Here is a 22,811-nt window from a genome sequence, read left to right on the forward strand (position 1 = left end):
TTCCTCACTTTTCGAAAAGTCGCCAACTTATCCCGCCGCCGTGCTTCACACTTATTGCATTAGGGTCTACCTATTCGCCTGTGGGTCTCACGATTGTCCACATCTCCTTCAGACAACACCTCAAGGTGTTGCCCTAGATTAAGCTTCCCGAGCTAGGTCAGTCTCCTCGGGTATGGATTTTCACCATCTGGGATTCAAATTCGATATCTTCACTCAGTCGTTTCATCGAAATGACGTCTCTGTCGGATAAAGAAAAGAAGAGCGTTAGCTCAGCCAACACTCTATGCGACTGCCCGTCGCACAAAAAGCTGACGGGGTCCCGTCAGCCTCTTCAAAGATTATTTTAATGCATTAACTGCATTAATTAAACCATGGCCAGATTTTGCATCATAGCCCGGCTGGAAGATATCTTCTGCAGAAGATTGAATAATGTGTTTTACTTGTGCAGGTGTGATTTGATCTTTACCATGTTGTGCAATGATCACACCAGCAAGTGCCGCTACTTTCGGAGCAGCCATTGATGTGCCGCCTTTATAGCCGTATCCGCCACCTGGAATTGTTGCTAATGCCAGGTAAGTATTATCTCTCCCGGCTCCAGTCGCTGGATCATAATTTGGGCCCAAGTCTCCGCCTGGAGCCATTACATCGATTTTACCTACACCGTAATTGGAATAAAAAGCAAGATTCTTTAAAGCTCCTCCCGCAGACACACGAATCAGCAGCTGGCTGCTGGGACTTCTGTGTGTTGCACCTGTATCAGCACCGGAAAGCTGACCTGGGCTCTTTAGATCTGCCCCATTGTTTCCTGCTGAACCTACTACAGTTACACCTTTTTGAATGGCATATTTAATGGCTCTGTTGAACATTTGTACGTCCGCAACTGTTTCACTTGTTGCATAATCCGGGTTTTGGAACCAGTCATATCCGCCAAGAGACATATTTACTACATCTACATTATCATCTGCTGCTGTCATTAATGCTTCTGCGATATGGGAAGTCGCTGCACCGCCTGTTGGGCCGAATACTCGGTATGCTGCCACTTTAAGGTCTGGTCCAACACCCATTGTTCTTCCTTTCGCTGCAATCGAACCAGCAACATGAGTACCATGGCTGTTTTCATCCATTGGATCTGGATAACCAGGAACAAATGATTTCCCGTATGCGTAATTATCTTTTAAATCAGGATGGTTATAGTCAATACCTGTGTCAATAACACCAACTACGATATCTTCACCGGATTCAGTTTTTCCAGTCCCTCCCGGAAGATCCCAGGACGCACCATCATTCGTTACTTGTTTAATATCCCATTGAAGAGTGTTATATAGATCAGCATCGTCCAATGGAAGATCTGCTTCTATGGCCGGGGCTTCCGGATAGATTACATTCTCTGCTCCAGCAGCCGATACAAGAGATGACTTTTTGACTTCATTCAGGAAGTTTGGATTGCTGGATGACACTTCCACAGCTCCCAATTTATCAAGTTTGTTTTCTACCTTTCCCCCAGCTTTTATCAATAAGTCTGTATAACCTGCTGGAAGGTTTGCTTCATCCTTGAAAACCACCAGGTATTTCTTTTCAGCAGTTTGGGCTTGTCCAGCGCTTGCTGTGCCAGCTAATACAGTGGATGCGCATAAAGCCAGACTTAATGCACCCGCAAAGATACCCTTCTTCATATTCATTATTTAGACCCCCTTAATATTTCTAATTTTCATTATATTTGAAATTCTGCTGCCTGCAATCTTCTCATTTCGACATGAACATATTTTAATCTAAAAGGCCATCGTTACTTAATAATCATTAATTTTACATATTATCCCTTTTTTAACAGGGTTTTTAGATATTACAGTCTGTTTTTAACCAGCATTCAATCGGATTGGCCATATTGAATTTGTCGAAAATATGATTCTATATACCTGTTATTAATAACAAAAAAACCGTCCCTTTTTATAAACTGGCCCCCTATTAAGTCGTGTATACAATAGGGGCCAGTTTAATTGCGGGACGGTTTATTTAAAATGCTCAATTCTCTCATAAGACTTTCTGGCATCTTCATAACCTTGCATATATAGCTTTTCTAGTTTTTTCGGATTCCGTTCCATCCGTCCGACCGTAAGAGGCTCCTCTGGCTGGATTACGAGGACAGTTCCGTTCTTTTCTTCCTTCTCAAGATATCGAAGGGTTTCGTTATAAATCTGATGGCGGGCTGATAAGGCTTTTTGAAGCCCTGTGTAAATTGGATACTTTCTTTTAATCAGGAATGCGAATTTGGAAGGCTTTTTATAATAGCCCCTGTTTCTTGTTAATACGACAATATTCTTTTTGAATCCATCTTGCTGGGCTTTTTTGATTGGAATGGGGTCGCTGATTCCTCCGTCCAGAAGAACGCGATTCTGAAAGGTTACTTCAGGTGCGATAAAAGGCAAAGAACTGGATGCTTTTAGAATATTTAGCATCTCGTTTCCATAGTCTGCTTTTCCATAATAAACCGGCTCGCCCGAAAAGCAATCTGTTGTTCCTATGACGAACTCGGACTCACTTTTATAAAACTCATCATAGTGAAATGGAACAAGTTTATTTGGAATTTCGTCAAAAATAAAATCCATTCCGAAAAACTGCCGCAGCTTAAAGTAATTTCCCCATGAAATATAGCGCGGGTCTGTCACATATTCTACATTAACAGTTCTATTTCTGCCCTTTTGCTTGGATAAGTATGAAGCCGCATTGCACGCACCTGCAGAGACGCCTATTACATAAGGAAAAAAAAGCTCCTGCTCCAGGAAGTATTCAAGAACACCCGCTGTATAAACTCCCCGCATACCTCCTCCTTCAAGCACCAGGCCCGTTTCACTGGTCAATTTCTCTCTTCCTTTCAACAGCTGTTTTTTTATAAAACTATACTATCAAAATAACCCTTATCTATGTACAAATATGCCCAAATAATAATACCCTCCCTCAGGCAAGTTCCCTCTTTAAATTTCAAAAAAAACACTCCAATAAACAGAGTGTTTAGGGAATTATGGACAGCAAACTGTTCAGTCTTCTGCTCCTTCATATACAGCTATCATATTACGGATTTCATTCACTACATTGTGAACTAGCGAAGGCGGCGACAAGACTTTTGCCTGATTCCCCCAATTCAGCAGCCACTTGACTAAACCATCACTGACGATTGCCTTTGCTGTTAGAGACAAAATGCTGGTCATCCAGCTTGCGGATATCTGCGCCCTTTCCGAATTTATCAATAATCACATTGATCAAATTATTGTGGAATCGAATTTTAATCCACTCTTCCGTTCCTGCATACATATGGAACGTTGAACTTACATATTTAGATACATCAAACGGCTCATAAGGAAATTGATCCTCTGTTATTTTGACATTGCGCAGACGGTCAATCCGATAATGGCGGATTTCTTCTTTGGAAAAGTAGTAAGCTATTAAATAATAAAAATCGTTTACCCATGTAAGCGCCAATGGCTTTACCCGGTACTCGCCGCCCTCATGGCTTAATACAAACTCCTTGTTGATATTATACCTCCCGTATTGAAAGGTAACGATTCTGCGCTCGGATATGGCTTCATGCAAATCATTGATCGCAAGCCGAACCAGTTTACTCTCACTCTTAACAGAAGAATCAATCAAAATTTCATTGTGCAGCTTCTTCGCATGATGAATGCTTGTCAGTTTTTTTATTTTTCGAATAAGCTGTTTCGTTTCATCTTTTGTTATGAAACGAGCAGAAGCTACAGCATCGATGAGCATTCGCAGTTCATAAAGTTCAAACAGGCGATATTGATGGCTGTAGTACTTTGGCATACCTTCTTTTTCTTGATTAATGGTAATGTCAAATTTTGCTTTAATTAAATGGTCAATATCGTCCCTTAAAGAGTTTTTATTCAGTTTTACATCCGGGCCATATTCTTTCTTAAAGCATTCAACGATTTCATCCAGAGTATATTCATTTTCTTCATCAGTCTGTTCCCTGAGAATCTCCATCAGCTTCAGCATTCTTTCTTTATTATCAAGCCTTGTCATTTTATCACCCCGCGTCACGAAAAGCTGTGTTAAATTGGGATTGTTGATTTCCGCTCCAGGCTCTAAAAGCATACCCCGGGCGTCAGGCGCCCTTCCCGCAGGACATTGAATAAGCATCCCTGAATAATTTCCAGGAGCTCCAATCAACAGGTTACCAAAAACAAAAATTAGCTTTAGCACAGCCTGAGAAAAATATAGGCGTTTTTTATGTTTCATTATCCATTATAAAAAGCCCTATGGCAACGGCCAAGGGCTCCTGCTTTACTACTTTAGGATCCTGAAAACAAGCGGTATTCTGTATTCCTTGCCTTCATATGCTTTGACAGCAGCTACAATGGTGAAAATAAAGGCAAGAATTCCAACAATCCAGATTGTTATAACACCAATTAGAATGATCATCAAAACCACGCTAATAGCGCTATAAACTGTATAGGAAATCAGGAAGTTCAAATACTCTTTCCCATGATAATCCACAAACTCTGAATCATTCTTTTTCAAGAGCCAAATGATCAGAGGCCCGATAAAAGTTGTAAAAAAGCTGGTTACATAGATAGCAGCTGCCAAAAGCCTTTCATCATTGGAAGGCATCTTCATATCGTTCATTTTGTTTCCTCCTAATAACATCTATATATATGATTTCTGCTTCTTTATTATTTACGTTATTCATTAAAAAAGGTTTCATGAATTTTAAATTTATAAGCGCCGGCCCTTAAAAACAAAACACCGAATTCCAGTTCTTGTTTGGGACAACTTGAATAAACATGTTAAAGACAGGCATTTGGGGTACCTCTATGCCTAAATTTATATACCTGCATGGGAAGGTGATACAGATGATGTCAAAGCTCGAAGCTTTTATTCTTGGGATCATCCAGGGACTTACCGAATTTTTGCCCATATCCAGTACAGGCCACTTGTATTTGGGGAGGCATTTATTTGGGCTTGATGAAGCGGGCTTGTTTCTTGATACCATGCTGCACATGGGAACTTTGCTTGCAGTCCTCGTTGTGTATAAAAATGAACTCCTCCAAATTTTGAAGAATCCATTTGGAAAGTTATCGATGCTGCTAGTAATCGGAACGATACCTGCCGTAATTGTTGGCCTATGCTTGAGTGACCTGTTTGACTCCATATCAAAAACAGGGGTAACAATTGGCTGGGAATTCTTGTTTACAGGCTTCATCCTTTGGGTGGCTGATGGCGTCAAGAAAGGTGCGAAAAAGATGGACAGCATTAGCTATGGAGATGCCTTATTCATCGGTACCTTTCAGGCAGCTGCCATCTTCCCCGCCATATCCCGTTCTGGCTTAACCATTGCAGCAGGACTTTTTCGCAAACTGGACAGGGAGACAGCCGCCTATTTTTCATTCCTTCTTTCCATCCCCGCCATTGCAGGCGGCATTGTTATGCAATTTGGCGAAATGATGTCAGGACATACTGAGGCAGTCACTTTTAGCAGCATGTTAATGGCGACATTATCTTCAGCCATTTTCGGGTATATGGCAGTAGTTTGGATGATAAATTTTTTAAAAAGAAAATCCTTGAAGGTATTTGCTGTGTATGTCTGGTTACTTGGTTTTACCGTTCTGTTTCTGCAGATGACCGGAATTTTTTAATTCAATTGGGGAGGTTTTATATTGGAAGAAGCAATCATCTATATTTTTGACATTCTTTCTCAATTGGGTTATGCCGGTATTGCTCTGGGCTTAATGGTTGAAGTAATTCCAAGCGAGATTGTTCTGAGCTACGGAGGCTATTTAGTCAGTACAGGGGAAATTCATTTTGCCGGAGCCCTGCTGGCCGGTATTTCAGGCGGAACACTTGCCCAGCTGTTTTTATACTGGCTTGGCGCTTATGGAGGAAGGCCTGTTCTTGATAAGTACGGCAAGTATCTGCTGATTAAAAAAAGCCATTTGGATGCATCCGAAATATGGTTTAAAAAATATGGAACAGGAGTGATCTTTACAGCCAGATTCATTCCAGTTGTCCGGCACGCCATTTCTATTCCAGCAGGCATTGCCAGGATGCCGCTATCCATTTTTACAGTTTATACAATCGCCGCTATGGTGCCCTGGACCGTTCTCTTTCTATTATTGGGAATCGAACTGGGGGAACATTGGAGAGATATAAAGGATTATGCAAAGCCCTTTATTATGCCAATCATCATCATAGCCCTATCTTCCGGTTTAATTTACCTTCTATTTCAAAGATCAAAAAAATAGAAGGATGATTGCGGAAGATGATTAAGATAGCGGGATAAGGATCCAATAACCAAGAAGGCATGGGAAAATCATTCTATGCTTTTCTGCTGCAGAAACACCAATAAACTAAGCATTTACTCCCCTATAAAATTCTTATTCCCCTTTCCGCCCCTTTTTTGTAAAATATTAAAAAACACAGGACTAAAGGAAGAAAAAAAATGGCGAAAACATTATTAAAAAATGCACAAATCTATCCTGTTACTACCGCTTCTTTTCACGGCGACGTACTAATAGAAAACGGAAAAATTTCAAAGCTTGGAAGGAACCTTATGACCGATTCGGATGTCAGAATCATTGACTGCAATAACCTGCACCTTCTCCCTGGCTTCATAGATGTCCATACACATCTGGGCCTTTATGACGAAGGGACGGGCTGGGCAGGCAATGATGCAAACGAAACCATTGAACCGCTCAGTCCCCATATTAGGGCAATGGATGGTGTTTATCCGCTTGATCCTGCTTTTTCTGATGCAGTGAAATATGGAATTACAACGGCTCATATCATGCCCGGCAGCGCCAACGTTATCGGGGGTACCACCTCTGTTATTAAGACTTCAGGAAAAAATATAAAAAAAATGATTGTACAGGAAACAGCTGGGCTGAAAATTGCCCTTGGAGAAAATCCCAAGCGGATTCACAGCCAGGGAAACAAGGATTCAATTACGAGAATGGGCATTATGGGGATGCTTAGGGAAGCCTTTCATGAGGCCCTTCATTGTGATAATCCTGAAGCATTAAGGTTCGTTCCCCTGGTAAAGGCTTTAAAAAGAGAAATCCCTGTTAGAATACACGCGCATCGGGCAGATGATATTATCTCTTCCATCCGCTTTGCCGAAGAATTCGATCTTGACTTGCGAATCGAACATTGTACAGAGGGCCATTTAGTTGCAGATGAATTGGAAGGACTAAATTTAAAAGTATCTGTTGGTCCCACCTTAACTAGGCGATCAAAAGTTGAACTGAAAAACAAAACGTGGAAAACCTATCAGGAGCTCACTGAGCATGGAGTCGAAGTCTCAATAACGACTGATCACCCTTACACACCTGTCCAATATTTAAATATATGCGCGGCCATTGCAGTCCGGGAAGGTTTATCTGAGCAAAAGGCTTTAGAGGGCATCACCATTTTGCCTGCAAGGAACTTAAGAATTGACGAGCAGCTGGGCAGCATTGAAACAGGAAAAGATGCTGATTTAGTTTTGTGGAGCCATCATCCTTTTCACTTTTTAGCTAAGCCAAAATGGACAATGATCGCAGGAGAATTAGCGTTTAAAGAATCGTGAAATCTGTCGAAATGCGCTGGTGAAATTTGACACAAAACCACCAAAAAAATAATCAAAAAACCTATTTCCTTTTTTAATTTTATTTAGTATTATACCTTAAGAAGTGATGAAAAATTGCTTATATGACAGACAATCAAATATCGGAAACGATAGTTATAGGGAAGGCAAATGGTGCGCCACCAGTTATCTGGTTCTAGTGGGTTCGATTCCCACCCCGAAATTTTTTGCAACATTATAAAAAATTTCGAGGGTGGACCGACGGCTCTATTTGGCATGGAGTAGGACTGCCCTCAATTGGAGGGATAACCTATGCTCAAGAAACGTGATCTTCACGACTGCCATGCTTTGTATGATTTAATGACGCACCCTGATGTCTTCCCTTTTGTTCGACAGAAAGCCAATTCTTATGATGAATTCATGTTCATCACAAAGCAGACAATCGAAGCAGAAGAGCGCGGTGAATTAATATCACGCACAATTCTTGATGAATGGGGCGCTCCGATTGGGACGATTAATTTGTTCGACATCCAGGATAATGCCGGGTTCTTAGGCACTTGGATTGGAAAGCCGTATCACGGAAAGGGCTACAACAAATTAGCCAAGGATGCATTTTTTGAAGAGATTTTTTATGAAACTGGCATAGAGACCATCTTCATGAGAATTAGAAAAGAGAATATCCGCTCGCAAAAAGCTGCAGAAAAATTGCCTTATGTCATTCTTGCAAATACAACAAGAAAGCCTGTTTATGACCAGCTAAATTCCAATGGAGATATATACAATCTGTATGAAATCCCAAAGGATGTTTATACGCTGCATGTTATGCGGCATGGAGTTACAGCCCAGGAATCGTCCCAGCTATTGGAGGCTTAACAAAGGTAAAAGCACTGGCTCTATTGAGTCAGTGCTTTTTTATAGTGGAAAATGGCTTTTCGGCATGAATAGATGTTTAGTTTATAAAACCAGTTTCTCCCTCTGCTTTTACATTGATTCCAGTCTGAGAAAGCAGCTCTTCAAGCTCTTCATTTGTTAATGTTTCAAAACGGCCATCTAAAAACATGACTTGCGTCTGGTTTGGATTAATTCTGTTCAAATTAAAACTCATCGGCGTCGCTCCCTTCAATATTTTTGGGGACTGGAAGTAAAGTAGATATGTGACGGAATAATATTTTTACTACTATAATGAACCAATGCAATCATTTGCATTCATGATTTTTTAAAGTTCACATAATTGAGAAAATCATGTGCCGATATTATGACCCTTATTAAAATGGCTTATACTTTCAAGTTTCTTGCAAAAATATGATTCTATGTTAAAATCCTTAAAAAATAAATCTTTTTCACTATTAACCTATCTTTTGAAAGATGGTAAATTTAATCGGGTTATTTCTTCTACTTTCAGCATCGTTATGACCATATGGAGATGGAGGATCATGAATGGATTTCATTAATATAGAAAATACCTGGGTGAAGATTGGCATCTCAGCAGCTATTCTTCTACTGTTTTTAGCATTAAGAAAGGTTTTCACTACTTATGTTTTTAAAATGATTCTTTCATTTATGCAAAAGAGAAAAGTTGAAACTGCAGCCAATATTCTAATCGCTTTTGAAAAGCCTGCCAGATGGCTTTTCGTCATTATCGGCCTGCAGCTTGCTCTTAAATTTTTTCCTTATGATGTTATTCCCGATGACCGGGAAACGCAAATTTTTCGGTCACTCTTTGTATTATTAATCACATGGGGCCTTTTTAATTTAAGTTCAACCATTACGCTTCTTTTCCCGCGCCTCATGAATAAGCTCGACATTGATGTCGATAGGATTGTCATTCCTTTTATAACAAAGATCGCCAAGCTCATAATTGTTGTGCTGGGAATAACGATTATTGCGGAAGAATGGAAATATAACATTAACGGATTTATTGCCGGACTTGGGCTTGGCGGGTTGGCTTTTGCCCTCGCTGCCAAAGAAACGGTCAGTAATTTTTTTGGCGGGGTTGTAATCGTAACAGAAAAACCTTTTACCATTGGAGACTGGATTAAGACTCCAAGTGTGGAAGGTACAGTTGAGGATATTACTTTTAGAAGCACGAGAATCAGAACGTTCGCACAGGCACTAGTAACAGTCCCCAATTCAACACTGGCGAATGAACCAATTATTAACTGGTCAAAAATGGGGAAAAGACAAATCGCCTTTCACCTTGGTGTTACTTATACAACACCAAAGTACAAACTTGAAAAATTGGTTAAGAGAATCGAACAAATGCTAATTGATCATAAAGAGATCCACAACGATACAATTCTTGTTAAATTTGATCGATTCAATGATTCCAGCCTGGATATTTATCTGTACTTCTTTACCAATGTTACTACATTTGCTGAGTACTTGAATATTAAAGAGGATGTTAACTTCAGAATTATGGATTTGCTTGATGAAGAAGGTGTAGAAGTTGCCTTCCCAACCCGTACACTTATTGTCCAGCAGGACGGGGCTATTGAAGAACAGCAGGACCTAATGAAAAAAGAACGTTTGCATTCACATTCGTAACGATTAAAGCGTCCCAATTCACTGGGGCGTTTTTTTTTCGCGACTTTGGAAGGCATATTCAAAAATTAAAAATGGAAAAGCAAAATCCATTCTAATCCCCTCCCTCCCAAGGGGCAAGACACTAGTATTTTTTAAACTATAAGATAAATTCAATGAAAGCCACTAATATTGGGTGAGTCCAGCCAAAGCGCTTAAAACTCACCTGCCCTCTCTTTCTATGTTATAATTCTCTCGTTACTTCACAGAAAGAGGAATTTACATGGAACAGACATTTAGCAAAAAAGAGAAGTTTCGCCAGCTTTTAATTATTTTGATCCCTATTCTTATTACACAGCTTGCGATGTACTCAATGACGTTTATTGATACTTTGATGACAGGACGATACAGTTCGGAGGATTTGGCAGGCGTTGCAATTGGCTCCTCCTTGTGGGTTCCTGTGTTTACCGGCCTGAGCGGCATTCTTATGGCAGTGACTCCGATTGTTTCACATTTGGTTGGGGCAAAAAATCAGGGACAGGTTGCCTATTCTGTTATACAGGGTGTTTATTTATCTGTTATTATGGCAATTATCATTTTTGCTGCAGGAGCACTTTCACTGACGCCCATCTTAAACGGAATGAGCCTGGAGTTCCGGGTTCGCGAAACAGCTTTTGACTATCTTGCTGCTTTGAGCACCGGACTGATTCCCCTTTTTGTTTATAATGTTTTAAGATCTTTTATTGATGCTCTTGGGAAAACAAGGGTTAGCATGATGATCACATTGATTTCTTTGCCCATTAATGTTGCATTTAACTATTTATTCATATACGGGAAGTTCGGCTTTCCTGAATTGGGAGGAGCTGGTGCGGGTTTTGCATCAGCCATTACCTATTGGCTGATCACAATCATCTCATTTTACATTATTCATAATAGTACCCCCTTCTCATCATTCGGGATTTTTCGGAAAATTCATTCCGTATCATTGACAAAATGGAAAGAGATTCTTTTAATCGGCATTCCGATTGGATTATCTATTTTTTTCGAAACAAGCATTTTTTCGGCTGTCACTCTGTTTATGAGCACTTTTAATACGGCAGTCATTGCTGCCCATCAAATTGCCTTAAATTTCGCTTCCTTGCTATATATGATTCCCCTTAGCATTTCAATGGCTTTAACCATAGTGGTAGGATTTGAAATTGGAGCAGCAAGGTATAGGGATGCTAAAGAGTACAGCTGGATGGGAGTGGCCGTTGCTGTGGTAATGGCTCTTTTATGCGCAGCAGTCCTGCTGCTCTTTCCAGAGGAAGTTGCCTCTATTTATTCAAAAGATGAGGGTGTATTAAAACTCACAGCACAGTTTTTAATTTACGCTATGTTTTTCCAGCTTTCAGATGCTATACAGGCTCCTATCCAAGGGGCATTACGCGGCTACAAAGATGTTAATGTCACCTTTATTATGTCGCTTATGTCCTACTGGGTGATTGGGCTTCCACTCGGCTATTATCTTGCCAATTATACGTACTGGGGAGCGTTTGGCTACTGGGTCGGCTTAATTGCCGGACTGGCTGCAGGTGCTGCCACCTTAACAAGCAGACTTATTTCAATTCAAAAAAGAAAACTTCCTTCTGAGATGCAGGAAAACTGATTATATGAAAAGCCATCGGGTTCAATCCGATGGCTTTTTTTATTCTTGATAAATCTTTCCGAGCACGTCTTTTCCGCCAGTTACAGGTATGATGCTCCCTGTTATAAAACTGGATTTTTCATCTGCCAGAAAGCTGATAACCCGCGCGATATCCTCCCCAGTTCCCGGCCTGCCCACCGGCGAAGCACTGTCTTCAACTTCGGCTGTATCCTCGATATTCTTTTCTTTCCACTCTCCAACGATATCGCCTGGACACACCATATTTGCCGTGATTCCATTTCCTGCTTCCTCTAGGGCAATTGACTTTGTTAAAGAAGCAGCACCTGTTTTTGCAGCCGCAAAAGCAGATCGGTAAATCCAGCCCGAAGCCGCTTCCACCCTGTCAAAGCCGATGGTAATAATCCGGCCCCACTTGTTTTCTCTCATTTTGGGAATAAGCAATTTTGATAAATAAAAAACTGCATTCAGATTCCCATTAATGAGATAATTCCACTGGTCAAATGTATAATCTGCCATCTCTATCCTTTCATGGATATAAGGGCCAGCATTATGTATTAAGATATCAATCGCCGGAAACTCTTTAAGGGCCGCGGCTGCCATCTTTTCACAATCTGCTGAGATTGTAATATCACCTTGCACTGGTGTATTTTTTGTTCCGTACTCTTCTGACAGCTCCTTGCATAATGAAACAGCTTCCTCTCGACTGCTGCGGTAGTTAATCACAAGGTTGATACCATTTTCAGCGAGCGCCCTTGCCGTTCTTTTGCCGATCCCTGTTGCTCCTCCTGTGATCAAAGCTGCTTTATTTCTCACAAAATTACCCCTCAATTTTTTAAGATTTTATATACGCTTTTAACAATATACTAGTAATTACCCGGTATTTATGCAAATAAAAAGAAGATTTAACTTTCTGCCCAATATTCTTCGAAGAAAGATATGTCTCTGCATCATTATTTTCTTAACGGATAGGCTTTTATCAGCATAGTATAAAATGACTTAAATGCCTGACGAAGTCTTGTCAGCAGTATTGCAGTGAAAGGATGAGAAGAATGTTTCCGTGGAATTTTTTTCCATTTAATAAAGATATGAAAAATCTCATGAAAGAAATGAAACCTGAAGAAATTGATAAGTATGTCCAAAATATGATGGGACAAATGTTTCCACAAAATATGCAGGGTGTTTCCGGATCACCCGATTTTATGAAGGGATTCAATACAGCAGCAAGCCAGCCGCAAAATAAAACAACAGGGTTGGATTCTGCCGTTTTTGAAACACATGACCACATTTATGTTAGAGTGCCGATTAAAAATGAAGAATGGCTTAAAGACATTAAACTTTTCCACACCTCAAATCAAATGATAATCGAGCATATTCCTGAAAAGAATGATAAGCATATTATCACCCTTCCCGCCATTGTTAAAAGAAAGGGATCAACCGCCAACTTTAAAGATGGATTCCTGGAAATTAAAATTCCGAAGAATGTAGATATGCAGTACTCGGAAATAGATGTTACAGAAATCCTCTAAATTCTGCAGCAAGAAAGGAGAAAAAATATGGATATGGAAAAATGGAAAGAATTGATTAAATTATCAGCCCAGTATCAAACCCAGGATTTCTGGAACGGCTTAATCGGGCCGGAAAGTTCAGATTTAAATAAAAAACGCTCTTTTGCCGGCCTTGAACAAGAAAAAATCAGCACATTCCATCATTATCCACGGTGTGATATGTATATGGATGGCGGCAGAATCTTTGTTGAAGCAGAGATACCAGGCCTAAACAGGGATGATATCAAGGTTTCCCTCTTAAATGATGAGCTTGTAATTAAAGGGACATGCAGCTCATTTCGAAATAATTTCCAGTATTTCCTAAAGGAAAGGCCCAGCAGAATATTCGAAAAGCGGCTGACAATCCCTTTGCCTATTAATAAAAGGGGAATCAAAACGTCCCTTATCAATGGAATCCTATATATAATTCTTCCCATTGAGCAGGATGAGAATGAAAAAATCCCTATTTTAATTAAGAATGAGGAAAACAGTTAATTCAAAAATTTATCATAGCAGTAAAATGGGTTATCCCTATCCATATATATTTTCCCAACTTTGATATATCCGTTTTTCTCAAACAAACTTTGAGCTTTCTTATTCAGTGAGTATGTATCTGTCCTCATATAAGGAACACCCTGCTCTACGGCATAATTTTCAGCAAATGAAATAAGCTTGCTGGCAATGCCCTTTCCTCTAATTTGAGGATCCACTGCCAGCCGGTGGAATACATAACAAGGCTCATCCCTTCTCCACTCAGTGCCATGATATTCCTCAGCCTGATTTTGATCAACTGTTATAGAACCAACAACAATTCCATTTAGGACAGCGGTATACAAGGACCCTTCTTCAATATCATCCATAAAATCTTTATCCTGTGGGTATGTTCGATTCCATTGGTCATTATTCTCAGATTCCATAATATCAACTGTTTTCTTAACGATATTCATAATTTCTTCCAAATCCTGCTTTTTGCCCTTGCGAATTTCCAATTAAAATCACCTGTTATTTCTAATTTAGATACCTTTTCATAATGTTCCTTTTGGGCTATGAATACATACATAAAATAACATGGATAATAAACGGGCAACGCAAAAAACACAAAAAGACAGCCAAAATTGGCTGCCTCCACTAACAAAAACTATTATTTTCCAATGAACATTTGTGTCCAGTAGTTGCCGTCCGCAACATGGCCTACTCCAAGATGAGTAAAGCTTGAATTTAGAATATTTTTACGGTGGCCTTCACTGTTCATCCATGCATTTACAACTTCTTCAGGTGAACGCTGTCCCATTGCAATGTTTTCGCCAGCAGTACGATAAGAGATGCCGAATTGCTTCATCATATCGAATGGTGAACCGTACGTTGGGCTTGTATGGCTGAAGTAATTTTTAGCATTCATATCACGTGACTTTTCACGTGCAACTTTGCTTAGCTCTACATCAAGTTTAAGGGCAGGTACACCTGCTTTAGCACGTTCCTGGTTTGTTAATTCGAAAACTTTTTGCTCAAATGCACTTACTTCAGATGTTGCTGGAGCTTCTGCCTTTGGCTGCTCAGCTGGAGCTTGCTGCTGGGCAGGCTGTTGAGCTGGAGCTTTTGCTGGCTCCTGAGCTTTTGCTGGCTCCTGAGCTTTTGCTGGCTCTTGAACAGGTGCTTTAGGCTGCTGAACTTCCTGTTTATTTACTTGGATATCATTCCAATTAATATTGTAGTTCTTTAAATATTTTTGAAGAATGCTATTAATTTGTTCTTGGCTTAGGTTGCCAGTTTGGTAGAAATAAACTTTTGATTGTACCTGTACAGGCTCGGCTGCATCTGCTTTATTTGCTGCAGGGTTAGATACTAATAATGCTGCTGCAGCTGCTACTGAAAAAATAAATTTCTTATTCATTTATTTAAATCCTCCCTGTTGTGTGGTTTTATTAATTGTGCTGTGTTGCTTGCAAACTCATCATAACACAGGGTTTTTCGTAATATTTTTGGATGGATTTTACAATTGGGGTATTGTTCCTCTAATTTTAGAAAAACTACAAGAATTACAGGCTTACAAAAATTTTTTAAATCCTTATTTTAATAGGTTTAAGGATATTGAAATGGAGGCAGGATTATAAATGGGTATTTTTCACTACACAGGAAAAGCTCATAACCCAATACCAGTTATATACTAAAACATTGAGGTTGACAGGTTTTTAGCATAAGGTTTAACTTTACGTTTGTTACACCACTGTAACAAATATGAACGGTATGTATATGGATTTTCGGGTATTTGTTCCTGCAGTGGATATTATATGAAAAAGCAGCCAATGGCTGCTTTTTTAATGACTGCTATGATCTTCCGTATCATTCTGATCTTCCATATTATCGGTATCTGCGCCAGGAGAACCTTCTTCCGGTTCGCTCGGCTGTCCAATAATGAACTCTTTTTTAGGCATATTATGCATTCTTCTTGCAGTTACATGGGAGTAGATATAATAGGTTCCCTCTTCTGAAAAACTCTTTTCGAGACGATATATTCCGTCCTCTGCATGTTCTACAAGGATTTTCTCATGGTCTTCATCATTCGCTCTCCAGATTTCAAACTTAACTTCGTCTGCATCGGTTACTTCTTCCTCACCGTAAGTGACCTTTGCTTCGAAAACTACGGATTCATTCACCTCTGCCTTTTCCGGATTCACACTTAGATCTACTTCTAGAAATTGGGGTTCTTCTTCAGCATTATTTCCATTGCATGCTGTTAAGCCTAAAATAAGCAGCAGCGGAAGAAGTGGCGCACTTTTTATTCTCTTCATAAAATTTATCTCCTTAAAAATTTTCAATCCACTTCTAGGATTGGCAAGGTAATTCTTACGGTTGTACCCTTATTCACTTTGCTTGCTATTATCAGTTTTCCTTGATGAAGTTTTACAAGCTTTTCTGCAATCGCAAGACCTAAGCCAGTACCTCCATCAGATCGCGTACGGCCTTTATTGACCCTGTAAAACCTTTGTTTAATTTTATTTAAATGTTCTTCGGGTATTCCTATTCCCGTGTCTGCTATATCAATTAAACAATTATCTTTTTCTTTATATAAGCGTATATTAATTCCACCTGTTTTTGTATAACGAAGAGAGTTATCCATGATATTCTGTAATACCTGTTCAATTCTATCTTCGTCTCCGTTGATGATAATATCCGGGTCTAAGTCATAATGAAGCTGCAGCCCCTTTTCACGAACGAAAGGCTTATATTTTTCAATGGCATCTTCAATAAGCTGTGCTAGCGGAAGCGGCATTTTCTCCAGCTTATATTCATCCGATTCAAGCTTGGACAAATCAAGCAAATCCCCAACAAGGCGTTCCATTCTGCCGGCCTCCCTATGGATAAGCCTTAAATACCGGTGTCTTTCATATTCCGTGCGGATCATATCAGACATAAGGGCATCACTGTATCCTTTTACATAACTGATGGGGGTTCTGAGCTCATGTGATACATTCGCCAGAAATTCCCTTTTTCGTTCATCCTCTTTTTGGATTGATGAAGACATATGATTAAACGCACGGGCCAGCTGGCCAATCTCATCCTGGGAATCAATATTCAGGTGCACATTATACTGTCCCTGTGATACATGCTCAGCAGCTCCCTTCATTTCAAGAAGCGGTTTAGTCAGTTTTTTGATAAGTATGGTGCCCAGAAAAATGCTGATAACGGTAAAGACCAACGCTGCAATAAACCAAACATACGCAAAGTCTTTGGTGATTTCGGAAATTTTAGCAAGAGGCAAATATAAATAAATGATGCCTTGAAGCCTGTTTTCATCCAGCAGCGGAATAATGACCCCCATAATTTTGCGGCCGAGCCTTTCTTCATAGCCCAATTTTTGGACTGCATTTCCTTTTAATAGCTCTTCACGCTCTTCCTGGCCTATTAAGGTCTGATAATCTATTTCAAAAGGCAAACAGGCGCTTAACTCCCTTGGGTTGCTGACAATGAATATTTCAGTTTCGGATTTGGAATTGTACCACTCAATTTTCTTCTTAAGTTCTTCTGCCAAAGGGCCGCCCTTATACTCCAGAGCCAGCCGTTCTCCTTCACCCAGCAGCGATTTCTCAACATTCTCAACATAAATCTTTTCATAAAAGAGATAAGATAAAAAGTAGGAATACAGGATTGTAATTAATATAGCTGCTGTTACGGTCAGCCACATCTTTTTTGAGAGACTATCAGGCAGAAACTTCATTCACTAGGCACCTCAAATTTATAGCCGACTCCCCAAACAGTCTGAATATAGTCTCCAACTCCCAATTTCATTCTTAACGTTTTAATATGAGTATCAACCGTTCTTAAACTGCCAGTATATTCAATGCCCCAAACCCTCTCTAGCAGCTGCTCCCTGCTTAAGGCATGGCTTTTATGTTCGATGAAAAAAATAAGCAATTCAAATTCTTTCAAGGTCAGGGCAATATTCTTTCCTTCAACTGAAACTTTCCGTGCCTTCTTATCGACCGTGATTTTCCCTATTTGCAGGAAGCCTTTATCCTGTTGAGCTCCTCCTGCTCTTCTTAGGACAGCATTCATTCTGGCTATTAGTTCTCCAGGGCTGAAGGGTTTAACAATATAGTCATCCCCTCCAATCTGAAGTGCCTTCACTTTATCCCATTCCTCTCCTTTTGCAGAGAGAAATATGATCGGGATATTTGACTTCTCTCTCATTCGCATGCAGACTTCAAATCCATCTTCCTCAGGCATCATGATATCGAGAATAATTAAATCGATTGCTGTTTGATCTATAATTTTATACGCTTCACTCCCGCTTTCTGCTGTATAGCATTGGAAACCGGAATTACCCAGGTACATTTCAATTAAATGCCTCATATCTGCTTCATCATCAATGATCAGGATGTTCAGCATGCTCATTTCATTCTCTCCCTTAAAACAATTTTGAAGGGTCCTTCGCCAACCTTAATCGATTTCAGCGATTTTAAATTTTCAGGATTCAGGATATGGATATCATTGCTGTCATAGCCGGCAACCAATAGCTTGTCTTCAGCAAAAGCCATTTCAAACGGATTGGCTGCAATTGAAACAGAGGCATCCACTTCCCCTGATTCTTTTAGTTTATATAACATGTTTGACCCGTGGCTTAAAACATATACATAATCATCTTTTTCAAGAAAATTAATCGGCATGGAAGGTGCAGGAATAGTCCTCTTTAACTCACCTGTCTCAGAGTCATACACATGGATATCCTGTTCAATTTCACTTCCTTCGCCATGCCCGCCGACCCATATTTCATTGCTCGCTTCGTTAAGCCAGGCTCCTGCAGCGGAAGGATGTATGGTGAATTCATCTGTCTTTTCTTTTGTTTGAAGGTCAATCACAGCCAGCTTTTCATTGTTGAAACTAAGTACAAATAATTTTTGTTCTGACTTTGATTCCAAAATGGTTAGCGGATCGGATTCCGTCTCAATTTGTTTAAGCTCTTTTCCATTTAAATCAAAAAAACGTATCTTATTCAGATTCTGGTCCACTAAAGCAGCTTCAGTTCCCTCCTCAAGTAGCAGTCCGTTTACAATCCCTGTACCCGTTTCCCAGCTGCCAATCTTTTTGCCCTGTTCTAAAGAATACAAATCCGCCGTTTCCAGCTGGTTTCCATAAAAAAGAATAGTATCCCCATCCGGCAGTATTAGCGCTCCGGTATAAGGCTTCTCCATTTTCCATTCCTCTGCAATAGCCATCTTCTTTAGGTCTACAAAAGAAACAGTCATATCCTTTATGTTGACGGTAGCAGCAAGATAAATGTCAGGTATTGAAGGCAGCCGTTTTTCCGTACAAGAAGAAAGTATGGGGGTTATCAAAATCAAAATGAAAATCCAATATTTTTTAAACATGCCATTTTCTCCTTATGAGAATCTTAACTTTATCATACAGTAATTTTGTGAGATAAATGTGAAGGGATCTTGAATCTTGCAAGAAAAGCCTGTGATTCACTGTCTCCCAAAATATAAAAAATAGGAAGCTGCCACTTCCTATTTCATGCTTTCAAGCTGCTCAATATGCAATTCAATCAGGGCATTCTTATCAACATCATCCAAGCTGGAGGATGTTATTCTCTTGACTGCCAGAAAAAACTTTTCATAAAGTGGCTTACGGACTCTCGGGTGGGAATTTTCATCCTTAAGTTCTCTGGCAATTGCTTCTTTCAGCAATAATTCTGCCTCATCATCTCCCGTCAATTTCCGGTTATTCCAAAGCTTTCTATATTCATTAAGTAAGTGGTCAAAGTTTGGCTTCAACCTTTGCACATCCCTTCCATCCCAGGAATTTTTATGAACTATAAATGTATTTTTACATAAATAAATTTGCAAATGCAAAAAATATAGCCACTATCCTAGAAAGGAGCATGATAGTATGAGTTTACCTTACCGCTGTCCAAATTGTAAAACCAACAGGAGCCGATTTAATATTATCCAGCAAGTTCCGCAGCCGATCAAAATGGACCCCCAAACAGGGCAGGTGCTTGAGGAGTACAGCAGTGAACAGTTATCCCCTTTTCATATGCCGTATAAGGGCCCCGATAAAAGGGTGCAATGTGCAGCATGCGGTCTTGTAGAAGATGAGCACACATTTATTAAATTCGGTGAAAAGCAGTGAAAAGCAGCTGCTGTGTTTATAAAAGCAGCAATTAAAAGCTTGAGATCATTTTTCTCAAGCTTTTATCTATTTTCTATCAATTTGTTTTCTTCCAGAAATCGGCTGCTATCTATTTTCCATGAATCGGCTGGGGAAAACCGAACAAGCTTTATACTGCCTCGAAAGTGCTGCTTCCCGCTGCCTTTAATAACCCAATCAACCTCAACAGGTATTTCAAGGGACAGTTCCTCTGTCAAATCCTCAGCCGGAAGCACCGGCATACTGCTTAGCCTTACATTATCAATATTATGCATTAATTTCTTCCAATTTATTGTTTGGAGGGATAAGAGCTGGACTATTTTGGGATCTTGCTGTTTCATACCTGCAATAAATGCAGTGACTGCATCATAGGGATTAGCGCCATATAGATAGCCTTCAAGCTTGCCAGCTGCTTTTAAAATCATCAATTTATGTGATAAATCCATAAAATTCGTACGGTGTGTTGTGCTGCCATAAAAGTGTATACAAAAGTGGCCTGGAAAATTATTTTTCAGAGCTCCTCCTCCATGAGGCATTCCGTGCATTGATGCGGCAATCCATTGGTCACCATGAATAACAATAATTGCGCGCCTCTTCCAGCTCCATTTCCCCCCATAAATGCTTTTCATAATTTTTGTTTCATGGGCGTTTAAAGGCTGAACATCAGCATGATGACTCCCTGCACGCCTTTGGACTTTAAATTTTTTTCCTGTTTCAACGTCAAGAACGGTAAACTTGCTATATTTGGGCAGGATCCTATTTACCTGTTTCCAGGGAAGCATATCGACTTGCCAGCCTATCCCCTCTTCGCTTGCTATTGCAGAAGAGCTTCCCATAGTCAATAAAAAGGCAGTTAAAAGTATTAATTTTAAAGTTTTCATTAGCTCCACTCATTTTTAATAAATTTTTCATCTCAGCTTATATAAAAAAGTTTCCCAAAAGCCCGCTTTCTTCATTCATTGAACAAAAAAAAATCACATCTGCTAAGGATGCGATTTATGTATATTTGAAAAATAGGCTGTGTTAAATTCCGGAGTTGATTTCCGCTTCAAGCGGTCCGACGCTCCCCGGGGAACACCCGCGGGACAGAAATACTCATGGCAGGTGATTGAATAAGCAATCTCGAAGAAACACCTCACGAAAGTAATGTAAATGTATTTTCGCGGATCTCACGTCTTCCGCTCCGGTCAGCAGAGTGCAAAAATCAAAACACAGCCTTTTCATTAGAAAACCGGCCTATTATAAAGGCCGGCTTTACTCTTTAATGGTTTCTTTTGCTTTGTCTATAGCAATCGGAATAGCTCTCCCATCCTCATATCCCTCTTCAAGCAGTGCATTTGCAATTTCAATAGCTTTGTCGCGTACCTTTGGATCAAGATTTTTCATTGCATCAGGATAATCACTTTTTGACCATGGCATGAAATCCACTCCTTTAATCGTTTAAGGAGAGTATACCCGTATGCTTTTTCATTAAACAAATGCCTGTGAAGTCACCATTCAGAACTGTTCGAAGCTGTTTCCTCCAGCATTTTAAGCTGATTTTCAATTTTGCTCCAGTCCATGTTCTCCCCAATAAAGACCATATTTAGAGGCATATTGATATTTTCCTGCATAAATAAAGGCATGCCATAGGAAAACTGGAATAAAGAAGGGTAACGGGATGGAGCCAGTTTTAAATATCCTTTTATTCTGTATACTGTATCTGGGAGACTTCGTAAAAAGTCCTCAAAATCAGACTGGTTAACCGTGCTTTGAAACTGGTAAACATAGGAGCTTAATTTTAAATCAGATAAAACATGCGAACGGGCAGCTCCACTCTTTTCCCGGGATGACATTCCCCTAATCTGCTTGATAGCTATTTTTGAGTAAGATGTTAGTATACTGAATGCCCGGCTATTAAGAGCCTGAATTTCCATTGTAAGCTGAGATTGATCTGCATCAGTAAGTTGATCCGACTTATTTAATACAATTAAGTCTGCATGACGGACCTGTTCTATTAACAGCTGCTGAACCTGCGGACTTAATAATTTGCGATTAAGCCATCTTGGGCCGTCAACTACGGATGTAATTCCTTTCACAATTATTCGATCTGCAAAAAGCGGTGAGAGGATACTGTCAAGTACTTCAACCGGATGAGCGGCCCCTGTCGTTTCGATATAAATAGCTTCAGGCTTTTCTACTGTAAGCAATTCCTGAAGCTGTGCCTCCAGCTTATCGGAGATTGTACAGCATATGCATCCGTCAAGGAGCTCTTTAAGAGGAACATCCTCATCCACCGAGTCGGAATCAATCGACACTTTTCCGAGTTCATTCATCATTACAGCTACTTTTCTGCCTTGCTTCCTCTCATCTTCCAGCAGCTGTTTAAGCAAAGTTGTTTTCCCGCTTCCAAGAAAACCAGATAAAATATAGATTTCGGTATTATCCATTCTTTTCTCCTTCTTTACGTTCTGCCAGCATTTCTTCTATCATGTCTCTCATTTTTTGCTCAATTGAATCTATATCAAGCTTTGTTAAATACCCTACTGGCTGAAACATTTCCTGCTTGCATTTCCAGATAGGAATATAGGCATTTGGAAAATAATCATCTTCTGTCTCAACCCCAACTTCCAGAAATGATTCATAATCAACAGTGAATACATCCTTATTGGCAGCACTTTTTCCTTTAATGCTCCTTATTAGGTCAACAACAAGATGCTCGTCTACAGTTTCAAAATCTTGTTTATACTGGTTATAAAGTTTTTTTGCGAGTTTTTCGCACTCTTCTTCTATCGTTGCTATTTTATCACGTGTTTTATCTTGAAGATCTACTATTTGTTTCAAAGGATCACCTCTTCATAGCTATCCTGTCTAATGAGACATTGTATATGATTTTAGC

General features: G+C 39.8%; 27 protein-coding genes. 9 read left to right on the forward strand and 18 right to left on the reverse strand.

Annotation, left to right across the window (positions count from 1 at the left end; genetic code table 11):
- Window positions 1–338: 338 nt before the first annotated feature.
- The 5 genes from L634_RS0119365 to L634_RS0119380 all read right to left on the reverse strand — a co-directional run bounded on the left by L634_RS0119365 (window position 339) and on the right by L634_RS0119380 (window position 4,638).
- On the reverse strand, window positions 339–1,679 hold the full coding sequence (locus L634_RS0119365; protein ID WP_026583867.1) for a S8 family peptidase: 1,341 nt from the start codon (window positions 1,677–1,679) through the stop codon (window positions 339–341).
- 327 nt (window positions 1,680–2,006) lie between these two features.
- Entirely contained in the window at window positions 2,007–2,855 is an 849-nt protein-coding gene (locus L634_RS0119370) for a patatin-like phospholipase family protein (RefSeq protein WP_026583868.1), read from the reverse strand.
- Between the two features lie 177 nt (window positions 2,856–3,032).
- Window positions 3,033–3,191, reverse strand: coding sequence for a WYL domain-containing protein (locus tag L634_RS34705; RefSeq protein ID WP_269521640.1), 159 nt, complete (start codon window positions 3,189–3,191; stop codon window positions 3,033–3,035).
- Window positions 3,160–4,035: a helix-turn-helix transcriptional regulator gene (locus tag L634_RS31405; protein WP_269521641.1), complete on the reverse strand. Its 876-nt coding sequence runs from the start codon at window positions 4,033–4,035 to the stop codon at window positions 3,160–3,162. Before L634_RS31405 ends, L634_RS34705 begins: the two co-directional genes overlap by 32 nt.
- A 264-nt stretch (window positions 4,036–4,299) precedes the next feature.
- The gene (locus L634_RS0119380; RefSeq protein WP_026583869.1) at window positions 4,300–4,638 is read right to left on the reverse strand and encodes a DUF4870 domain-containing protein; all 339 of its coding nucleotides are present in this window, start codon (window positions 4,636–4,638) and stop codon (window positions 4,300–4,302) included.
- Between the two features lie 230 nt (window positions 4,639–4,868).
- Between L634_RS0119380 and L634_RS0119385 the strand changes: the two genes are divergently transcribed.
- From L634_RS0119385 to L634_RS0119400, 4 genes are all read left to right on the forward strand, one after another.
- Window positions 4,869–5,648 carry an undecaprenyl-diphosphate phosphatase gene (locus tag L634_RS0119385; RefSeq protein ID WP_026583870.1) on the forward strand — a complete coding sequence of 260 codons (780 nt, stop codon included), beginning with the start codon at window positions 4,869–4,871 and terminating at the stop codon, window positions 5,646–5,648.
- 21 nt (window positions 5,649–5,669) lie between these two features.
- A complete protein-coding gene (locus L634_RS0119390; protein WP_026583871.1) occupies window positions 5,670–6,254 on the forward strand; it encodes a DedA family protein in 585 nt (194 codons plus the stop codon).
- A gap of 197 nt (window positions 6,255–6,451) precedes the next feature.
- Window positions 6,452–7,576 (forward strand): amidohydrolase, encoded by a 1,125-nt coding sequence (locus tag L634_RS0119395; RefSeq protein ID WP_026583872.1) that lies wholly within the window; start codon window positions 6,452–6,454, stop codon window positions 7,574–7,576.
- Window positions 7,577–7,885: 309 nt separating this feature from the next.
- Window positions 7,886–8,446 (forward strand): GNAT family N-acetyltransferase, encoded by a 561-nt coding sequence (locus L634_RS0119400; protein WP_026583873.1) that lies wholly within the window; start codon window positions 7,886–7,888, stop codon window positions 8,444–8,446.
- A gap of 76 nt (window positions 8,447–8,522) precedes the next feature.
- On the opposite strand, the gene L634_RS33945 is transcribed toward L634_RS0119400, so the two are convergent.
- Window positions 8,523–8,678, reverse strand: coding sequence for a hypothetical protein (locus tag L634_RS33945; protein ID WP_198029799.1), 156 nt, complete (start codon window positions 8,676–8,678; stop codon window positions 8,523–8,525).
- Window positions 8,679–9,010: 332 nt separating this feature from the next.
- Between L634_RS33945 and L634_RS0119410 the strand changes: the two genes are divergently transcribed.
- Window positions 9,011–10,117 carry a mechanosensitive ion channel family protein gene (locus L634_RS0119410; protein ID WP_026583874.1) on the forward strand — a complete coding sequence of 369 codons (1,107 nt, stop codon included), beginning with the start codon at window positions 9,011–9,013 and terminating at the stop codon, window positions 10,115–10,117.
- A 259-nt stretch (window positions 10,118–10,376) separates the two neighbouring features.
- Window positions 10,377–11,741 carry an MATE family efflux transporter gene (locus L634_RS0119415; protein WP_026583875.1) on the forward strand — a complete coding sequence of 455 codons (1,365 nt, stop codon included), beginning with the start codon at window positions 10,377–10,379 and terminating at the stop codon, window positions 11,739–11,741.
- A 39-nt stretch (window positions 11,742–11,780) separates the two neighbouring features.
- Here the strand turns inward: L634_RS0119415 and L634_RS0119420 are convergent, their stop codons facing one another.
- Complete coding sequence (locus tag L634_RS0119420) at window positions 11,781–12,554, reverse strand: SDR family oxidoreductase (protein ID WP_026583876.1); 774 nt, start codon at window positions 12,552–12,554, stop codon at window positions 11,781–11,783.
- 236 nt (window positions 12,555–12,790) lie between these two features.
- On the opposite strand from L634_RS0119420, the gene L634_RS0119425 reads away from it, so the two are divergent.
- Window positions 12,791–13,267, forward strand: a complete 477-nt coding sequence (locus L634_RS0119425) for an Hsp20/alpha crystallin family protein (RefSeq protein ID WP_026583877.1) — start codon at window positions 12,791–12,793, stop codon at window positions 13,265–13,267.
- Between the two features lie 27 nt (window positions 13,268–13,294).
- The gene (locus L634_RS0119430) at window positions 13,295–13,780 is read left to right on the forward strand and encodes an Hsp20/alpha crystallin family protein (RefSeq protein WP_026583878.1); all 486 of its coding nucleotides are present in this window, start codon (window positions 13,295–13,297) and stop codon (window positions 13,778–13,780) included.
- Here L634_RS0119430 and L634_RS0119435 read toward each other — a convergent pair.
- The 7 genes from L634_RS0119435 to L634_RS0119465 form a co-directional block, all read right to left on the reverse strand.
- Complete coding sequence (locus L634_RS0119435) at window positions 13,777–14,274, reverse strand: GNAT family N-acetyltransferase (RefSeq protein WP_026583879.1); 498 nt, start codon at window positions 14,272–14,274, stop codon at window positions 13,777–13,779. The two genes, L634_RS0119430 and L634_RS0119435, sit on opposite strands and share 4 nt — an antisense overlap.
- Before the next feature lie 152 nt (window positions 14,275–14,426).
- Window positions 14,427–15,176 (reverse strand): CAP domain-containing protein, encoded by a 750-nt coding sequence (locus L634_RS0119440; protein WP_026583880.1) that lies wholly within the window; start codon window positions 15,174–15,176, stop codon window positions 14,427–14,429.
- A 424-nt stretch (window positions 15,177–15,600) separates the two neighbouring features.
- Window positions 15,601–16,074, reverse strand: a complete 474-nt coding sequence (locus tag L634_RS0119445) for a FixH family protein (protein ID WP_026583881.1) — start codon at window positions 16,072–16,074, stop codon at window positions 15,601–15,603.
- 23 nt (window positions 16,075–16,097) lie between these two features.
- Window positions 16,098–17,501, reverse strand: a complete 1,404-nt coding sequence (locus L634_RS0119450) for a sensor histidine kinase (protein ID WP_026583882.1) — start codon at window positions 17,499–17,501, stop codon at window positions 16,098–16,100.
- Entirely contained in the window at window positions 17,498–18,178 is a 681-nt protein-coding gene (locus tag L634_RS0119455) for a response regulator transcription factor (RefSeq protein WP_026583883.1), read from the reverse strand. The genes L634_RS0119450 and L634_RS0119455 overlap by 4 nt, the downstream gene beginning before the upstream one ends.
- Window positions 18,175–19,152: a YncE family protein gene (locus L634_RS0119460; protein ID WP_026583884.1), complete on the reverse strand. Its 978-nt coding sequence runs from the start codon at window positions 19,150–19,152 to the stop codon at window positions 18,175–18,177. Before L634_RS0119460 ends, L634_RS0119455 begins: the two co-directional genes overlap by 4 nt.
- 138 nt (window positions 19,153–19,290) lie before the next feature.
- Window positions 19,291–19,566, reverse strand: coding sequence for a hypothetical protein (locus L634_RS0119465; RefSeq protein WP_332249057.1), 276 nt, complete (start codon window positions 19,564–19,566; stop codon window positions 19,291–19,293).
- A gap of 106 nt (window positions 19,567–19,672) precedes the next feature.
- Between L634_RS0119465 and L634_RS0119470 the strand changes: the two genes are divergently transcribed.
- On the forward strand, window positions 19,673–19,915 hold the full coding sequence (locus L634_RS0119470; RefSeq protein ID WP_026583886.1) for a hypothetical protein: 243 nt from the start codon (window positions 19,673–19,675) through the stop codon (window positions 19,913–19,915).
- A 62-nt stretch (window positions 19,916–19,977) separates the two neighbouring features.
- On the opposite strand, the gene L634_RS0119475 is transcribed toward L634_RS0119470, so the two are convergent.
- The 4 genes from L634_RS0119475 to L634_RS0119490 form a co-directional block, all read right to left on the reverse strand.
- Window positions 19,978–20,814 carry a hypothetical protein gene (locus L634_RS0119475; protein ID WP_026583887.1) on the reverse strand — a complete coding sequence of 279 codons (837 nt, stop codon included), beginning with the start codon at window positions 20,812–20,814 and terminating at the stop codon, window positions 19,978–19,980.
- Between the two features lie 373 nt (window positions 20,815–21,187).
- Window positions 21,188–21,352 (reverse strand): hypothetical protein, encoded by a 165-nt coding sequence (locus tag L634_RS33950; protein WP_198029800.1) that lies wholly within the window; start codon window positions 21,350–21,352, stop codon window positions 21,188–21,190.
- Between the two features lie 71 nt (window positions 21,353–21,423).
- A complete protein-coding gene (locus L634_RS0119485) occupies window positions 21,424–22,362 on the reverse strand; it encodes a CobW family GTP-binding protein (protein ID WP_026583888.1) in 939 nt (312 codons plus the stop codon).
- Entirely contained in the window at window positions 22,355–22,756 is a 402-nt protein-coding gene (locus tag L634_RS0119490) for a hypothetical protein (protein ID WP_026583889.1), read from the reverse strand. Before L634_RS0119490 ends, L634_RS0119485 begins: the two co-directional genes overlap by 8 nt.
- Between the last annotated feature and the right edge of the window lie 55 nt (window positions 22,757–22,811).

The sequence above is a fragment of the Bacillus sp. J33 genome (assembly GCF_000518885.1).
GTDB lineage: Bacteria > Bacillota > Bacilli > Bacillales > Cytobacillaceae > Cytobacillus.

What these genes read in the sequence shown, in the direction of transcription:
- L634_RS31405 (WP_269521641.1), bottom strand. Translation starts at nt 4,035, where the DNA reads ATGACAAGGCTTGATAATAAAGAAAGAATGCTGAAGCTGATGGAGATT.
- L634_RS0119430 (WP_026583878.1), top strand. Translation starts at nt 13,295, where the DNA reads ATGGATATGGAAAAATGGAAAGAATTGATTAAATTATCAGCCCAGTAT.
- L634_RS0119425 (WP_026583877.1), top strand. Translation starts at nt 12,791, where the DNA reads ATGTTTCCGTGGAATTTTTTTCCATTTAATAAAGATATGAAAAATCTC.
- L634_RS0119470 (WP_026583886.1), top strand. Translation starts at nt 19,673, where the DNA reads ATGAGTTTACCTTACCGCTGTCCAAATTGTAAAACCAACAGGAGCCGA.
- L634_RS0119455 (WP_026583883.1), bottom strand. Translation starts at nt 18,178, where the DNA reads ATGAGCATGCTGAACATCCTGATCATTGATGATGAAGCAGATATGAGG.
- L634_RS0119415 (WP_026583875.1), top strand. Translation starts at nt 10,377, where the DNA reads ATGGAACAGACATTTAGCAAAAAAGAGAAGTTTCGCCAGCTTTTAATT.
- L634_RS0119445 (WP_026583881.1), bottom strand. Translation starts at nt 16,074, where the DNA reads ATGAAGAGAATAAAAAGTGCGCCACTTCTTCCGCTGCTGCTTATTTTA.
- L634_RS0119400 (WP_026583873.1), top strand. Translation starts at nt 7,886, where the DNA reads ATGCTCAAGAAACGTGATCTTCACGACTGCCATGCTTTGTATGATTTA.
- L634_RS0119395 (WP_026583872.1), top strand. Translation starts at nt 6,452, where the DNA reads ATGGCGAAAACATTATTAAAAAATGCACAAATCTATCCTGTTACTACC.
- L634_RS0119380 (WP_026583869.1), bottom strand. Translation starts at nt 4,638, where the DNA reads ATGAACGATATGAAGATGCCTTCCAATGATGAAAGGCTTTTGGCAGCT.
- L634_RS0119460 (WP_026583884.1), bottom strand. Translation starts at nt 19,152, where the DNA reads ATGTTTAAAAAATATTGGATTTTCATTTTGATTTTGATAACCCCCATA.
- L634_RS0119450 (WP_026583882.1), bottom strand. Translation starts at nt 17,501, where the DNA reads ATGAAGTTTCTGCCTGATAGTCTCTCAAAAAAGATGTGGCTGACCGTA.
- L634_RS0119365 (WP_026583867.1), bottom strand. Translation starts at nt 1,679, where the DNA reads ATGAATATGAAGAAGGGTATCTTTGCGGGTGCATTAAGTCTGGCTTTA.
- L634_RS0119485 (WP_026583888.1), bottom strand. Translation starts at nt 22,362, where the DNA reads ATGGATAATACCGAAATCTATATTTTATCTGGTTTTCTTGGAAGCGGG.
- L634_RS33950 (WP_198029800.1), bottom strand. Translation starts at nt 21,352, where the DNA reads ATGCCATGGTCAAAAAGTGATTATCCTGATGCAATGAAAAATCTTGAT.
- L634_RS0119475 (WP_026583887.1), bottom strand. Translation starts at nt 20,814, where the DNA reads ATGAAAACTTTAAAATTAATACTTTTAACTGCCTTTTTATTGACTATG.
- L634_RS0119410 (WP_026583874.1), top strand. Translation starts at nt 9,011, where the DNA reads ATGGATTTCATTAATATAGAAAATACCTGGGTGAAGATTGGCATCTCA.
- L634_RS0119440 (WP_026583880.1), bottom strand. Translation starts at nt 15,176, where the DNA reads ATGAATAAGAAATTTATTTTTTCAGTAGCAGCTGCAGCAGCATTATTA.
- L634_RS0119385 (WP_026583870.1), top strand. Translation starts at nt 4,869, where the DNA reads ATGTCAAAGCTCGAAGCTTTTATTCTTGGGATCATCCAGGGACTTACC.
- L634_RS33945 (WP_198029799.1), bottom strand. Translation starts at nt 8,678, where the DNA reads ATGAGTTTTAATTTGAACAGAATTAATCCAAACCAGACGCAAGTCATG.